The following is a 14,866-nucleotide window of genomic DNA, read 5'->3' as shown; positions in this document are numbered from 1 at the left end:
TAACATTAGTCGTCATGACGCCAGTGATTATTCTTTTTATAATGTTTGCCGTTTGATTTACGGTTATCAGCATAGTAATGATGCTTGTTGTAACGGCGTCCTTCGGAATATCTGTTATTATAATTTCGGTCATTATAATATCTCACTTTATGGTTATTATAATAATTGTAAGGACGGCTTCCATGGTAACCTCTTAGTGCAATTCGATGAGCATGGTTCAAATCATAATTTCTGTAGTGTACAGGAACGTATCTGGTGCGAACCCAGTTTCCGTTATTTAAATACACATACAAAGAAGCGTTTACATCATAATAGGACTGGATTTCCGGAATATAATAAAAATCTACGTTTACATGATTTTGAGGAATCCATGCCGGTCTTACAACAACTGGCGCACCTATATTTACATTTACTGAAACTTGTGCCTGAGACGTGCCTGCACCTAATAAAAACATAGCTGCAGCGATTAATTTTAATGTTTTCATGATTTCTACTTTTTTAAAGTTATTTTGGGGTTTATGTTTTTTCTTCTGTTAGGTTATTTTCAATTAGTATGCCAAAATTATTTTATTAACTTTTTATTAACTATTTTTAATTTCGAAAAAAGCTTTTTTCTGTATTTTTATTATAAACAGCATTTGTTTTTCTTCGTGTTTGTTTGCTTTCTTAATCAATCCATTTAGATAAAATAGTTTTTTATAAAAAAGATATTTAAAATTGAGTTGAGTTCGAATTACATACAAACGTTTTTTCTGTTAACTTTTTTTTAACATATAGAAACGGTACAAAAAAAGAAACGCAAATAGCGTTTCTTTAGTATTTAGAGTTTATAAAAATTAATGTTTTCCGTTACCATTTCCTTTTCCATTTCCATTCCCACGATTAGAATTATGGTTTCCGGAATTGTGTTTGTAGTCATGCTTACCATTGTTTCTGTGACCAATTGCTTTTTGTGGTTTTCCTTTATATCCTTTGTGGTATTTTGCTTTATGAGTTTTGTAATGAACATAAGGAGATCTTCCATGGTAATCATGCAGGACTACTTTGTAACCGTTGTATAAGTCGTAATTACGGTATTGTTGTGGCAGGTTTCTGGAACGTATCCATCTTCCGTTTCCAAAATAGATAAATTGCGAAAGGCGTATGTCATAATAACTTTGGATATCAGGAATATAATAATAATCAATGTTAGAATATCCTGCCGGTCCCCATGCAGGTGGTGTTCCTATGTTTACATTTACAGATACTTGTGCCTGAGTAGTTGCAGTAGTTGCTAATAATAGAATCCCTGCAGCTAATAATTTTAATGTTTTCATGATTTCTATTTTTTTAAAATGTTTTTAAAATTCATTGTTATATGTCTAAAGCCAATTATTGTGCCAAAAAAAGAGTGGAAGTTTAATTGGTACTAAAAAAAACGCAGCTCATTATAAAAAAGGAGCTGCGTTTTAAAGCCAATATATTGATTTTTAAATCAATAAAATTAATAAAAGTATAATTATAATAATTGCCCCAACCGACAGGTAAATTCCATGACCTGATGATTTTAAAGTCTTTTTAATTGTTTTAACTTCGGTTCGCAGCTCTTTTTTTTCAGAAGAAGATAAATTTGATTTATCCATTTCTTTAATTTCATTGAGGCGGTTAAGCATTGTCTGAACTTCAGCAGGGATTTCTTTAGGGGTTTCTGCTTTGGGTTTTTCTGCCGCATAAGTGCTTGTTGGTAATACTCCTAATGATAGTATCATAACCATCAAATAAAAACTTAGTTTTTTCATACTTAATAAGGTTAAATTAAAAATCAGAATTCTTTTTATAAATATACTTAATAATTTGTTTAAGTAAACTGTTAAGACTATTTTTTTTATTTAAAAGGAATAATGTTGGGTTGTTCTAATTCAAAATTCTGAAATCCAAAGTCAGTAGTTTCAAAAGCATTGGTTTTAAAAATTCCATTACCCTGAAACGGAATTTTTGGGTAATAAGACAAAGAGAGCTGAAAGGAACTGAAAACCAAATAATCATTGCTAATCAGGATTCCTATTCCAATTTTAGAATAGGTCTGATTCTTTTGCATAGGATTGTTTTTATTTCCTATCATCGCTAAACTGTAGTTAATGTAAGGATTAAGTCTGAAACCCCATATTTCTCTTGGAGCATACGATTGGGTCTGGAGCGTTAACAGCATTTTTTGAGTGCCATATACCGGACTGTTAAATCCCTGAATACCGTTGTTTTCATTAATGGTTAACAAATCACCTAAACTATTTTGCCTGTTGATACCAATGGTTATTTGAGGTTTTATAAACTGCCTTATTTTCCATTTACCAATTTCTAAAAGATTGGTGAAATAATTGGCTTGGAATGCAATTGTAGTCTGTTCTGTTTTTGATTTATTAAAATAACTGCCTATTTCAAAATTAGTACTTAAAAATCCCCATTTATGGTAATTCCCAAAAGAAACCTGAGCACCCAGATACCTTCGCCACTGTTGGTTTTTGTATTGGTAACCACCGGTTATACCGTAAATTCGGCCTATGGGTACATCTTCTATCTGACCATTTTTAAAAATATAGCGTTCCTGAACAAATTGCCGGGTGTTAATTCCTATTCCGCTAAGGAGTAATTTTTCTGACGTATAAAAATTAATTGGATCTAAAACTGCTGATGGAGCAATAGTATAATCGGTATTTGAAAATCGGGCACTTACAATTAAATTTGTCGTTCGGTCAGTAACTGCATCGGCTTTAAAGATGTTGAAAGCTTTTCCAACCCAGAAATTTTGATTATTGTATTTAAAATCCTGTGAAATATAGGCATTGTTTGTATCCTGAATACTATCCTTTAAATAATTTTGACTAATTGCAATTCCGCCTGCCCATTTTGTCAAAGGAGAGTAAAAAGGACGTTCGATGATAATTCCTTTAGAATAATAATTTTCGAAATCATTCCTATAGTTCAATTGTGTGCTAACAAAAGAGTTTTTGATATTTGGTATCAGATAACTAATCGTATTGGCATCTTTTTTATCTGCTGTACGATGAGAATAGTAATAATCCAATTGATGTCCTATACCAAAAAAATTACGCTCCTTGAGACCAATTCCTATTCGGGAACCCGAAGCAGAAAATTTAGGAATGGAACTCCAGGAATCTAAAACCCGTATATAGACATCAACGGAATCTGATTCCGGACCAACTAATTTTTCAGTAATGGTAACCCTGTTGATGAATTTCTGACTTCTCAATAAACGTTCGGATTCCTTGATTTCCAGTAAACTATAAGCTTTGTTTTTCTTGAAAAGCAGTATGTTTTTAATAGCGAGTTGTTTTGATTTCAAATGCAGCCAGTTTCCCGTTTTTTCAGACCAGTTATTGGGAACTTTGGTAGTATCAATTTCGGAATACCCAAAAGGATCCAGCGTGACAATATTGATATTTCGAATGATTTTACCATCAGCATCTAAATGTTTTGGATCAACCGTTTTTTTTCTTGCTTTTTTAGATTTAGTGGGTTTAAATATTAACTTATGAAAAAATTTGGCCGTCTTATTTTTTGGCTGTGCTAAAATAGCAGGAAGTTTTGAAGGGTCTTTTTGCGCTGTTTTATTTTGCGAATGCAAAAATTGAAAGCAAAAGAACAATAAAATAAAAGTGGCTATTTTAGAGAGGGTTGACATTAAAAAGTCGTTTAAAAGATTTCTTTTCTACAAAAATTAATCCATAAATTCTTTTTCTTCATAATGGCTGGTAAAAATTGAAATGCCTTTTTGAAATAAAAGATTGTTAGGGTAAACAACCTGTTCGCCTTCTTCTGTTTTTAAAAGAATGTGAAAAGCCGTAATGTCTTCTATTTCGCCCATAATTGGGAAATCTTTATCATGAATTCGGATGCTGTCGCCAATTTTAAAAGGAAAAGAAAAAAACAAAATAACTCCGGAAGTTATATTACTCAATATTGACCATTGTGCTACCATAGCAACTCCCACAACTGTAGCTATTGATGATACGGCAATAACAATATCTTTAGGGTGTACTCCCCAAATAACAACTACGGCAATAAGTGCTAAAATAGTAATCAATAAATGAATGTATTTAATCACTAAATTAGTTCGGTATTCAATAATATGGGAAGTTTTAGCAAACCGACGTACTAAATTAGTAGATACCATTCGTAAGATGATAATAAGTACCACTAAAATGCCGCTTATAATTAATTCGTGTGTATAATCTTTAAAAAAAGTCATTTTTTCTGTTTTTAAGCTAAATTAGTCAAATATTGGTACACTTTATCTACCGGAAGCCCAATTACATTGGCATAAGAACCTTCGATTTTTGAAACGCCAATAAACCCAATCCATTCCTGGATTCCATAAGCTCCCGCCTTGTCAAAAGGTTTGTAGTTTTCAATGTAATAAGCAATGGCTTCATCACTTAGTTTGTTAAAAGTGACTTTGGTAATTTCATACAGCATCTCCGTTTTTAAATTGCTTTTAAAGCAAACAGAAGTAATTACTTCATGAGTAGCATTAGACAAGGATTTTAAAATAGCAAAAGCATCCTGAGCATCTTTTGGTTTTCCTACTGCTTTTTCGTTATGCCAGACTATAGTGTCACTGGTTACCAGAATCTCATTGCTGTTTAATTCTCCTTCAAATGCAGCAGCTTTTAATTGAGCCAGATAATTAGTGATTTCTTCTCTTTGTAGTTCCGGCGGAAAGATTTCTTCTATTTCTTTTAATCGAATTTCAAAATCCAAATCAAGATCTTTGAAAAACTGTTGCCTTCTGGGAGAACCCGAAGCTAATATGATTTTGTAATTTTTTAATTTATCTCGAAGCATTCCATTGTATATTTAAAGTGATAATTAATACAGATACAATTCCGAAAAAAAGGATCCATTTCAGGACTTTACTTAAATGAATAAATTCCGTTTTTGATTGTGCAGTTGCTATTTTGATACTAAAATAAAGCATTGGACCTAAAATAAAAAGCAAACCGTAAATAACAGCCACAATCAGATTATTGGTAATCAGATAGGTGTTCATGTAATTCAGTAAACACAGTATCGGGATGATACTTAATACACAAACTAGTTTTGATGTTTTTTTTATTCCTAAATAAATAGCTAATGTTTTCATTCCCTGCTTGTAATCGCCATCAAAATCTTCCAGATCTTTTACAATTTCACGCAGCAAATTAATCATAAAAGCAAAAATAGCATAGTCTATAAGAATGGAAAACATATTTGCCATTACTTCCTGATTGGCATAATCCGTTGCCGGAAAAACATCAAATACGCCAATAATCAGAACACTTACAGATAACAATAAAGCAACAATAATATTGCCTATGAGGAGCATTTGTTTCAAACTCGTGGCATAGATGTAAAGGGTTGCGGCAACTAAAACGAAAATAGCGGCAAAATTAGGACGCAAAATCACATTAGACAAATAAAACCCTATCGCAACTCCGCTGATGTTTAAAAGAGCATACATATTATAAGCCTTGTTTTCTGAAATGCTTTTGCCTACAACGACTTTATGAGGTTTGTTTTCAAGATCAGTTTGCTGATCAAAAATATCATTGATTACATAACCTGCCGCAGCAATCAGGATCGTACTTAAAACCAATAAACCGTATTGCCAGTCAGTCAGCGCCAAACCGATATTTTGTAGTTTCAAAAATCCATACCTGAAAATAAGCTGCATTAAAGCAAGCATCAATAAATTTTTATATCGAATGAGTTTTAGGAAATTCATGTTTTTTATTGGGAGTTAGAAGTAGGGAGCTGGTAGCCGGAAGACAGATTTCAGAATATAGAATACGGATTACTTCTAACTTCAAACTTCTCACTTTTAATCATATTTGGCATCAAAATTTTTCATCCATTTACCCTGTACTTTCATAACTTGTTCTATGACATCCCGTACAGCCCCTTTTCCGCCTTTTTTGTGCGAAATGTATTTGCTGATACTTTTAATTTCAGGACAGGCATCCTGCGGACAAGTTGGTAAAGCTACTAATTTCATCACATGATAATCAGGAATGTCATCACCCATATATAAAATTTGCTCCTGTTTTATTTGATGAATATCAATGTATTCGTCAAAAGTTTCTACTTTGTCCGGTGTACCTAGATGAATATTGGTAATTCCTAAATTGCGCAAACGCACCCGTACACCTTCATTGCTTCCGCCCGAAATTACACATACATTATAGCCATTTTCTACAGCTGCTTTCAGGGCATAGCCATCGCGGATATTCATAGTTCGTGACATTTCACCATCATTGTTTACAAATACGGAGCCATCGGTAAGTACGCCATCAACATCAAAAATAAAGGTTGTGATGTCGTTCATTATTTCTTTATAACTTTTTGCCATTCTGCTGAATTGATTGGGTTAGGGTTTTATATAATTTTAATTGGTTTTCGTCTTTTAAAAAGGCCTCGTGAGCAGCAATTGTTTTCTCATCATTGCGAACAGCCGGACCGGTTTGTGCTTCATCAGGCAAAAGAGTCATTACTTTATCTACAGTTTCCTGCATTAATGGTTTTAAAATGTCAAACGGAATTTGGTTTTCAATGCAAATTTCGTTTCCAATTGCATACAGGTGATTGGTAAAATTATTGACAAAAACGGCTGCTACATGCAAGGCTTTTCTTTGTTCGGAATTGATTGCATACACTTTATCTGAAATTAGTTTGGCCACTTTGTCTAACAGTTGATAATCATATGCGTTTTCTGCTTCCAGACAAATAGGAATTTCTCTGAAATTGACTGCTTTTCCCTTAGTAAAAGTTTGCAAAGGATAAAATACCCCTTTTCGATTATTAGAATCCAATACTGTTAAGGGAACACTTCCTGATGTATGCACGACCAAACGATTTTTGAATGGAAGCTGAGCCGAAACACTTTGTATCGCATCATCAGAAACGGCAATGATATATAAATCAGCTTCTTGTAGCTTATTGAAGTCGTCCGTTATTTTTTCAAAACTAAGCAGCGGTGTGAGACTTTCTTTTTTTCTGGAGAATACCTGTGTCAATGCTACATCATTACTCAGTTCTTCAAGATGCAGAAAGGTAGTAATAAGATGTTGTGCCACATTTCCGGAGCCAATAATACTTATTTTAATCATAACGCAAAATTAACAAAAAAACTCATTCTCTGTGAATAATAAAAAGGCACTATAATCGGGAGAAATGAAAATCACCCAGAAGAATTTATAAGCCTTTTTGAATCATATCTCTAATTTTTACTGCTTTTTCAAAATGATCCAGTTGATGTTTCATTATCCACCATTGTGCAACTTCCATTAAAAGAGCAGGATTATCATTTTTATTGGCAAAAAAAGCATAAAAAGAGAGTCCGACATTTTCTCCCTTTTTTTCAATTTTCTCATTGCAAACTGTAATTATTTTTTGGATTATTGAGGCGTTCATTTTAATTTTTTTTATAGTTTTTTTTTTCGAAATTTAAATAAAGAATATACTTTCAGAAACTATTTTTAATCAAATGTATGTTTTTTTACTCTCAGCACATGATTTTTTGAAAAATCGGATCCAGAGCATATCAAAACCTGGTTTTAAAAACCTTTAGAATGACATTCGCTGGTATAGGTAATTTTTTGTACTTTTGCAGCAAATTTTATAAAAAATATTCATGTTAACAGTAAATAATTTATCAGTTCAGTTTGGCAAACGAATTTTATTTGACGAAGTAAATACCACTTTTACTCACGGTAATATCTATGGCGTTATTGGTGCTAATGGTGCTGGAAAATCAACTTTTCTAAAAATAATTTCCGGCGAAATGGATCCTACTTCGGGACACATACATCTTGAACCGGGAAAACGTATGTCGGTTTTGAACCAAAATCACAACATGTTTGATGAGCATACGGTTTTAGAAACAGTGTTGATGGGAAATAAAATCCTGTATGCTGTTAAGAAAGAAATGGATGAATTGTATTTAGATTACAATGATAAAAATGCCGACAGAATTGGAGAATTGCAAGTGCAGTTTGAAGAAATGAACGGTTGGAATGCTGATTCAGATGCTGCGTCAATGTTGTCTAACTTAGGTATTGGCGAAGAACATCATTATACATTAATGGGGGATTTAGAAGGTAAAATAAAAGTTCGTGTCCTTTTGGCACAGGCACTTTTTGGAAATCCTGATGTATTGATTATGGATGAGCCTACTAACGACCTGGATTTTGAAACGATCGCCTGGTTAGAGAATTTCTTAGCTAACTATGAAAATACCGTAATTGTAGTATCGCACGACCGTCACTTTTTAGATGCAGTTTGTACGCATATTTCGGATATTGATTTTGGAAAAATAAATCATTACTCCGGAAACTATACTTTCTGGTATGAATCCAGTCAATTAGCGGCAAAACAAAGAGCACAACAAAATAAGAAAGCCGAAGAAAAGAAACAGGAACTGGAAGAATTTATTCGTCGTTTTAGTGCGAATGTTGCCAAATCAAAACAAGCAACTTCCCGTAAAAAAATGATTTCCAAATTAAATATTTCTGAAATTAAACCTTCAAGCCGTCGTTATCCTGCTATTATTTTTGATCAGGATCGTGAAGCCGGAGATCAGATTTTGAATGTGGAAGGCTTAAGTGCTTCTGTTGATGGCGAACTTTTGTTTAAAGATGTTCATTTAAACATGGCAAAAGGCGATAAAATTGTATTATTTTCTAAAGATTCCCGCGCTACTACTGCTTTTTACGAAATTTTGAATGGAAATCAAAATGCTGATTCCGGAACTTTTGACTGGGGAATTACAACAAATCAGGCTTATTTACCGGCTGAAAATCATTCTTTTTTTGAAAATGATTTGTCATTAGTAGATTGGTTGCGTCAATACGCAAAAACAGAAGAAGAGCGTGATGAGGTTTTTATCAGAGGGTTTTTAGGGAAAATGATTTTCTCAGGAGAAGAAGCTTTAAAAACAAGTCGTGTATTGTCAGGAGGAGAAAAAGTACGTTGTATGTTGTCCAGAATGATGATGGAACGTGCTAATATTTTGATGCTTGATGAACCTACAAATCACCTGGATCTGGAATCGATTACAGCTTTTAATAATTCATTAAAAAACTTTAAAGGTTCGGTTATTTTTACCACTCATGACCACGAGTTTGCACAAACTGTGGGTAACAGGGTAGTGGAGTTAACACCTAATGGTGCTATTGACCGTTACATGACCTTTGATGAATATCTTGATGATGAAAAGATTCAGGAACAAAGAAAAAAGATGTACAACTTGTAATAGTTATATCAATAAAGAAATCCCGTCTCGTTTTTTTAGAACGAGACGGGATTTTTTTTATGTTTTTATCGGAACAATTTAACGAAAATCCAAATGATTATGGCGATTACAAATATCACAAGAAATATTCCGACTCCCATTCCGGCTTGAAAAATGTCTCCAACGAGTTCGCAACTTGTAAATGAAAATAGTATTACGAATACCATTAACAAACGGGTAATATTGTTTTGCATGATTTTGAGGTTTTAATTAATTTCTATGTAGTAAAATTACAGGAAACCCTTAAAAAAGAGTTTACAGAATTTTTGAGAAAAGTTCTAATATTTAAGGATTTAAATAAAACTAACAATCAGAGGTTGTTTTATTTTTAAAAAATTATCAGTTTGATTTGATTTAAAGTTTATGATCATCGCTTTTTTATACGTTGATTAATAATAAATCATTAAGGGGAATTTGTATATTTGCACCACCCAATATAATATTTTACTATGACTCAAAAAGTTTTACTTAATTCCAAAGAAGTCAATATCATCCTTCATCGCTTAGCTTGTCAGCTAATTGAAAAACACCTCGATTTTAAAGATACTATATTAATAGGGATTCAACCCAGAGGAACATTCTTAGCAGAACGCCTTAAAGAAGTGTTAGAAAAAGAATATGACACACCGGAAATTAAATTGGGATATTTAGACATTACTTTTTTCAGAGATGATTTTCGAAGAACCGAAAAACCATTAGAAGCTAATAAAACCAACATTAATTTTATTGTAGAAAATAAAAAAGTCATTTTTATTGACGATGTATTGTATACCGGAAGAAGCATCAGAGCAGCTTTAACAGCAGTTCAGTCTTTTGGGAGACCTTCAGAAATAGAATTACTGGTTTTAATAGACAGACGTTTTAGCCGTAATTTACCCATTCAGCCTGATTATAGAGGACGACAAGTAGACGCTATTAATAATGAAAAGGTAAAAGTGAGTTGGAAAGAAAATGATGGAGAGGATGCCGTTTATTTAGTTACTAATTAATAGCAATTAAAAACAACTAATTCCCTCTATAATAAAATAATAATCGTAAAAGAATGAAAGAGTTAAGCGTAGATCATTTATTAGGTATCAAATATATTAACAAGAATGATATAGACCTTATTTTTGAAACAGCCGATCATTTTAAAGAAGTCATCAATCGTCCTATTAAAAAAGTGCCTTCGTTACGAGATATTACCATTGCCAATATTTTTTTCGAAAATAGTACCAGAACCAAACTTTCATTTGAATTAGCTCAAAAAAGATTATCAGCCGATGTAATTAGTTTTTCGGCAGCACAGTCTTCCGTTAAAAAAGGGGAAACGCTTATTGATACCGTAAATAATATTCTTTCGATGAAAGTAGATATGGTTGTTATGCGTCATGCTAATCCCGGAGCGGCACACTTTTTATCACAAAATGTAAAAGCAAGTATTGTAAATGCAGGTGATGGTGCTCATGAACATCCTACTCAGGCTTTGCTGGATAGTTATTCGATAAGAGAAAAACTAGGTGATGTAGCAGGGAAAAAAGTGGTTATTGTGGGTGATATTCTCCATTCCAGAGTGGCTTTGTCTAATATTTATGCTTTGCAAATGCAGGGTGCCGAAGTAAAAGTTTGCGGGCCTAAAACTTTGATCCCCAAATATATTGAATCACTGGGTGTAAAAGTAGAACCTAATTTAAGAAAAGCGTTAGAATGGTGTGATGTGGCTAATATGTTGCGTGTTCAGAATGAAAGAATGGATGTGAATTATTTTCCTTCAACCAGAGAATATGCACAGCAATACGGTGTGGACAAGCCATTATTAGAATCCTTAAATAAGGAAATTGTAATCATGCATCCGGGACCTATAAACAGGGGAGTAGAGATTACATCTGAAGTTGCTGATTCCGGACAATCTGTTATTTTAAATCAGGTTGAAAACGGTGTAGCAATCAGAATGGCAGTTATATATCTTTTGGCTTCAAAAATTAAGTAAGTCAAAAAATCTTAGTAACTTTAGATTTTGTAATCTTAAAAAATAACTTTATGAAAGTAGATCAAAAAGACCATACAATTACTATAAAGGACACCCAGGGTGATTTTACAGCTTTTTTGATGAAAGTTACGCATCAATATAAAAGTTATGAAAAACATAATATCATTATTGACCTTTTAGGATACAAAGGAGCATTAGAAGTAAGTGATTTAAAACTGCTTTTACCATTGTCTAAAAAGCATAAAAAATCTAAAAAATCGTTTATTGTTGTGGTATCTGATTTTGATTATAATGCTTTACCTGAAAAATTTACCGTTGTTCCGTCTTTATTAGAAGCTCATGATATCATTGAGATGGAAGAAATAGAAAGAGACTTAGGATTTTAAATCGTTTAGTAGTTTATTCGTTAAAAGTTTAATCGAATGATTTATACATAACGATTAAACAAATAACCAGTTAACCAAATAAACTTTGAAATTAACTATTCTGGGCTGTTATGCAGCAACTCCGCGTACCTTTACAAACCCTACTTCACAGTTACTTGAAATTAAAAATCGCTTTTTCCTTATTGATTGTGGCGAAGGAACTCAAGTGCAACTACGCAAAAACAAAATCAAATTTTCTAAAATTAACCAAATCTTCATTTCGCATTTGCATGGGGATCACTTTTATGGGTTAATAGGTTTGATATCTACTTTTTCGTTACTCAATCGCAATAATGATTTGCACATTTATGGTCCAAAAGGAATAAAGGAAATTATCCTGCTTCAATTGCGATTATCAAATTCATGGCCTAATTTTGGTCTGCATTTTTATGAATTAGAAAGTAAAGAAAGTGAACTTATTTATGAAGATGATAAAGTGCAGGTAAAAACCATTCCTTTAAAACATCGTGTGTACACCAATGGATTTTTATTCGAAGAAAAAATTGCCGAGCGAAAGTTAAATGTAGAAGCTGTTCGTCACTACCAGATTGAGAAATGTTATTTTCAGAATATAAAAAACGGAAAAGATATTGTTCTGGATGGCGGAACAGTTGTTTTAAATAACCTTCTTACTTTTGACCCTGAAAAGCCTAAGAGTTATGCTTTTTGTTCTGATACGGTATATAATGAAGCTATTGTGCCCATAATTAACGGAGTTGATGTTTTGTACCATGAAGCTACTTTTTTGCAATCAGAAGAGCAATTAGCCGCTAAAACAATGCACACGACCGCTATAGAAGCAGCTACGATTGCTAAAAAGGCTCAGGTAAGCAAACTTATTTTAGGGCATTACTCCACACGCTACAGTACTATCGATTTATTTAAAGCAGAAGCAGCAACTATTTTCCCTAATGTCTTGTTAGCAGATGACGGGCTAAGTTTTGATTTGTAGTTTTATAATTTTTATAATTAAAATATAATGGAAGATTTAAGTAATTACAGAAGATCTTATGAGAAAAGCGAATTATTAGAAACTAATATTCCGGAAGATCCTATTAATCTTTTTCATCGCTGGTTTCACGAAGTAGAAGATTTCACAACTGAAGCATCTGGAGCAGAAGTTAACGCTATGACGGTTTCTACATTTGGTCTGGATGGTTTCCCTAAAGCCAGAGTCGTGTTATTAAAAAAATACAACGAAGAAGGTTTTATTTTTTATACCAATTATAATTCGGAAAAAGGAAAAGCAATTGCAGAAAACCCGAATGTGTGTCTTTCTTTTTTTTGGCATACTGCCGAACGTCAGGTTATTATAAAAGGAATTGCAGAGAAAACACCGGACATTATTTCAGATAATTATTTTGATTCCAGACCAGAAGGAAGTAAGCTGGGAGCTGTTGTTTCTAATCAAAGTGAAGTGATTCCTTCTCGTGAATTTTTAGAAAATAATCTAAAAGAATTAGAAATTATTCATGATAATAAAGTTATTGAAAGACCTAAGCATTGGGGAGGTTATCTTGTTCGTCCGGTAGAAGTTGAATTCTGGCAGGGAAGGGCTAATAGATTGCATGACAGAATTAGGTATTTGTTACAGGAAAATTATTTATGGAAAATAGAACGATTATCGCCTTGATGTAAGAAAAAACACTTTTTTTATAAAAAAACATGCATTTCATCGATTTTTTTTGTAGTTTATCGAGAAAGTGTTGTATGTTTGAGTAAGTAATAAAACAAAAACTAATACTTTAAAGAGTTTGCCCCCAATCTACTTTAAACTTAAACTACTAGCTTATGAAAGTAAAATTACTCCCATTAATGTTGCTAATTGCGGTGATGTTTACAATGAATTCTTGCTCTTCAGATTCTGCTGAAACAACAGCTGATTTAACTACAGCGGTACTTGTAGAAAATTATGAGTATAATGAAGGAGAATTAGAGACGATGAAGCTTATTAATGATTACAGAGTAAGTATAGGTTTGAATCCATTAGAAAAAATTAATCATATATCTTATAAATCAGAGGAGCATGATTATTATATGATAGATAATAAAGTGGTAAGCCATGATGGTTTTGTTGAGCGTTCTAATAATATTATGAAATTATTAGGTGCTAGCACAGTGGGAGAGAATATTGCTTATAATTATAATAGTGCACAGGCAGCTTTAACTGCATGGTTAAACAGTCCGGCACACAAGAAAAACATAGAAGGTAATTATACACATTTTGGAATATCAATCAGACAAGATGCTGCTACAGGAAAAAAATATTATACTAATATTTTTGCAAGAATAGATTAATTATTTTCAGTTTAATATAAAGAATAAGAAAGGTATTTGCCCCAAATCTATCTCTCTTAAATTAGAAAAGAGTTTATAATTGGATATTATAAACTCTTTTTTTTTGTTAGCAAAAATAAGATCATTTACTGCTTAATTTATTATTTAATTTTGCCACAATAGTATTGGCTTTTTCATTTTCTCCAATAGCAAATAATGATTTTGCATATTGATCATAATATATGGCATCTAAATCAGTTGTCATAGCAAATAATTCACCATACCATTTGGCAGCTTTAGGCATGTTTAAATCACTATAAAAAGCATTTCCCAGCTTCTGAAATAAATCAATTGATTTATATCCTTTTTCAGCAATTCTTTCATAAGTTTTAGTCACATTTACAAAAGCATATTTTTCTACTGTTTTATCAACAGTAAGAACTTTTGAGTTTTGTGAATAGCCATTACAGCATAACAAGCTTCCTAAAATGATAAAAAAGACTGGGGTTATTTTCATACTTGTAAATTAATCGCAGCTGTTTTTTTGATAAAAATTAGTTAGTATTTTTATTTAAATAAAAAAATATCTGCTAAATTTAACAGAAATATATATATGTTTAACATTCTAATGTCTTTTTTTTGATAAAAAGCAGAAATATAACTGAATTTATGATTTTTTGTAGCCTTTTTTGGTTGAAAAAAGAAATCGTTTCAGGTTATAAAAAAACCTCGAAGTCAATTCGAGGTTTTTTTTATTGTTTTAAAAAGGAGTAGAATTACAAATCCGTAATGATAAATTCACTTCTACGATTCATCTGGTGTTCTTCTTCGGTACATTTTACATTGTCGGCACATCTGTTAACCAGTTGG

General features: G+C 32.3%; 18 protein-coding genes. 7 read left to right on the top strand and 11 right to left on the bottom strand.

Translation table 11 applies throughout. From position 1 onward, the window contains the following. Positions 1 to 5: 5 nt before the first annotated feature. From BUB89_RS09595 to BUB89_RS09550, 10 genes are all read right to left on the bottom strand, one after another. Positions 6 to 485, bottom strand: coding sequence for a hypothetical protein (locus BUB89_RS09595; protein ID WP_073244445.1), 480 nt, complete (start codon positions 483 to 485; stop codon positions 6 to 8). A 351-nt stretch (positions 486 to 836) separates the two neighbouring features. After that, complete coding sequence (locus tag BUB89_RS09590) at positions 837 to 1,316, bottom strand: hypothetical protein (protein WP_073244443.1); 480 nt, start codon at positions 1,314 to 1,316, stop codon at positions 837 to 839. Between the two features lie 153 nt (positions 1,317 to 1,469). After that, positions 1,470 to 1,778 carry a hypothetical protein gene (locus BUB89_RS09585; RefSeq protein ID WP_073244441.1) on the bottom strand — a complete coding sequence of 103 codons (309 nt, stop codon included), beginning with the start codon at positions 1,776 to 1,778 and terminating at the stop codon, positions 1,470 to 1,472. A gap of 86 nt (positions 1,779 to 1,864) precedes the next feature. Further along, complete coding sequence (locus tag BUB89_RS09580) at positions 1,865 to 3,679, bottom strand: BamA/TamA family outer membrane protein (protein ID WP_073244439.1); 1,815 nt, start codon at positions 3,677 to 3,679, stop codon at positions 1,865 to 1,867. A gap of 36 nt (positions 3,680 to 3,715) precedes the next feature. Beyond that, on the bottom strand, positions 3,716 to 4,246 hold the full coding sequence (locus BUB89_RS09575; protein WP_073244437.1) for a mechanosensitive ion channel domain-containing protein: 531 nt from the start codon (positions 4,244 to 4,246) through the stop codon (positions 3,716 to 3,718). A gap of 11 nt (positions 4,247 to 4,257) precedes the next feature. Continuing rightward, positions 4,258 to 4,842, bottom strand: coding sequence for a Maf-like protein (locus tag BUB89_RS09570; RefSeq protein ID WP_073244435.1), 585 nt, complete (start codon positions 4,840 to 4,842; stop codon positions 4,258 to 4,260). Continuing rightward, positions 4,829 to 5,761, bottom strand: a complete 933-nt coding sequence (locus BUB89_RS09565; protein ID WP_073244433.1) for a geranylgeranylglycerol-phosphate geranylgeranyltransferase — start codon at positions 5,759 to 5,761, stop codon at positions 4,829 to 4,831. The genes BUB89_RS09570 and BUB89_RS09565 overlap by 14 nt, the downstream gene beginning before the upstream one ends. Before the next feature lie 96 nt (positions 5,762 to 5,857). Then, positions 5,858 to 6,385, bottom strand: a complete 528-nt coding sequence (locus BUB89_RS09560) for a KdsC family phosphatase (protein ID WP_073244431.1) — start codon at positions 6,383 to 6,385, stop codon at positions 5,858 to 5,860. Continuing rightward, positions 6,369 to 7,142 (bottom strand): Rossmann-like and DUF2520 domain-containing protein, encoded by a 774-nt coding sequence (locus BUB89_RS09555; protein ID WP_073244429.1) that lies wholly within the window; start codon positions 7,140 to 7,142, stop codon positions 6,369 to 6,371. Before BUB89_RS09555 ends, BUB89_RS09560 begins: the two co-directional genes overlap by 17 nt. Positions 7,143 to 7,227: 85 nt before the next feature. Then, positions 7,228 to 7,446 carry a DUF6500 family protein gene (locus tag BUB89_RS09550; RefSeq protein ID WP_073244427.1) on the bottom strand — a complete coding sequence of 73 codons (219 nt, stop codon included), beginning with the start codon at positions 7,444 to 7,446 and terminating at the stop codon, positions 7,228 to 7,230. Between the two features lie 220 nt (positions 7,447 to 7,666). On the opposite strand from BUB89_RS09550, the gene BUB89_RS09545 reads away from it, so the two are divergent. The 7 genes from BUB89_RS09545 (at position 7,667) to BUB89_RS09515 (ending at position 14,017) form a co-directional block, all read left to right on the top strand. Then, on the top strand, positions 7,667 to 9,286 hold the full coding sequence (locus tag BUB89_RS09545) for an ABC-F family ATP-binding cassette domain-containing protein (protein ID WP_073244425.1): 1,620 nt from the start codon (positions 7,667 to 7,669) through the stop codon (positions 9,284 to 9,286). A gap of 488 nt (positions 9,287 to 9,774) precedes the next feature. Then, positions 9,775 to 10,314 (top strand): bifunctional pyr operon transcriptional regulator/uracil phosphoribosyltransferase PyrR, encoded by a 540-nt coding sequence (pyrR, locus tag BUB89_RS09540; RefSeq protein ID WP_073244423.1) that lies wholly within the window; start codon positions 9,775 to 9,777, stop codon positions 10,312 to 10,314. Positions 10,315 to 10,367: 53 nt separating this feature from the next. Beyond that, on the top strand, positions 10,368 to 11,294 hold the full coding sequence (locus BUB89_RS09535; RefSeq protein WP_073244420.1) for an aspartate carbamoyltransferase catalytic subunit: 927 nt from the start codon (positions 10,368 to 10,370) through the stop codon (positions 11,292 to 11,294). Positions 11,295 to 11,344: 50 nt separating this feature from the next. Next, positions 11,345 to 11,680 carry a ribonuclease Z gene (locus BUB89_RS09530; protein ID WP_073244418.1) on the top strand — a complete coding sequence of 112 codons (336 nt, stop codon included), beginning with the start codon at positions 11,345 to 11,347 and terminating at the stop codon, positions 11,678 to 11,680. An 85-nt stretch (positions 11,681 to 11,765) separates the two neighbouring features. Continuing rightward, positions 11,766 to 12,671, top strand: coding sequence for a ribonuclease Z (locus BUB89_RS09525; RefSeq protein ID WP_073244416.1), 906 nt, complete (start codon positions 11,766 to 11,768; stop codon positions 12,669 to 12,671). Positions 12,672 to 12,698: 27 nt separating this feature from the next. After that, entirely contained in the window at positions 12,699 to 13,352 is a 654-nt protein-coding gene (pdxH, locus tag BUB89_RS09520) for a pyridoxamine 5'-phosphate oxidase (protein ID WP_073244414.1), read from the top strand. Positions 13,353 to 13,510: 158 nt separating this feature from the next. After that, positions 13,511 to 14,017, top strand: a complete 507-nt coding sequence (locus tag BUB89_RS09515; protein WP_073244412.1) for a CAP domain-containing protein — start codon at positions 13,511 to 13,513, stop codon at positions 14,015 to 14,017. 121 nt (positions 14,018 to 14,138) lie between these two features. Here BUB89_RS09515 and BUB89_RS09510 read toward each other — a convergent pair whose 3' ends face one another. After that, a complete protein-coding gene (locus tag BUB89_RS09510; RefSeq protein ID WP_073244410.1) occupies positions 14,139 to 14,513 on the bottom strand; it encodes a flagellar motor protein MotB in 375 nt (124 codons plus the stop codon). Between the last annotated feature and the right edge of the window lie 353 nt (positions 14,514 to 14,866).

It is taken from the genome of Flavobacterium flevense (genome assembly GCF_900142775.1).
Classification (GTDB): domain Bacteria; phylum Bacteroidota; class Bacteroidia; order Flavobacteriales; family Flavobacteriaceae; genus Flavobacterium; species Flavobacterium flevense.
This window is presented reverse-complemented; position numbering and strand designations above follow the sequence as displayed.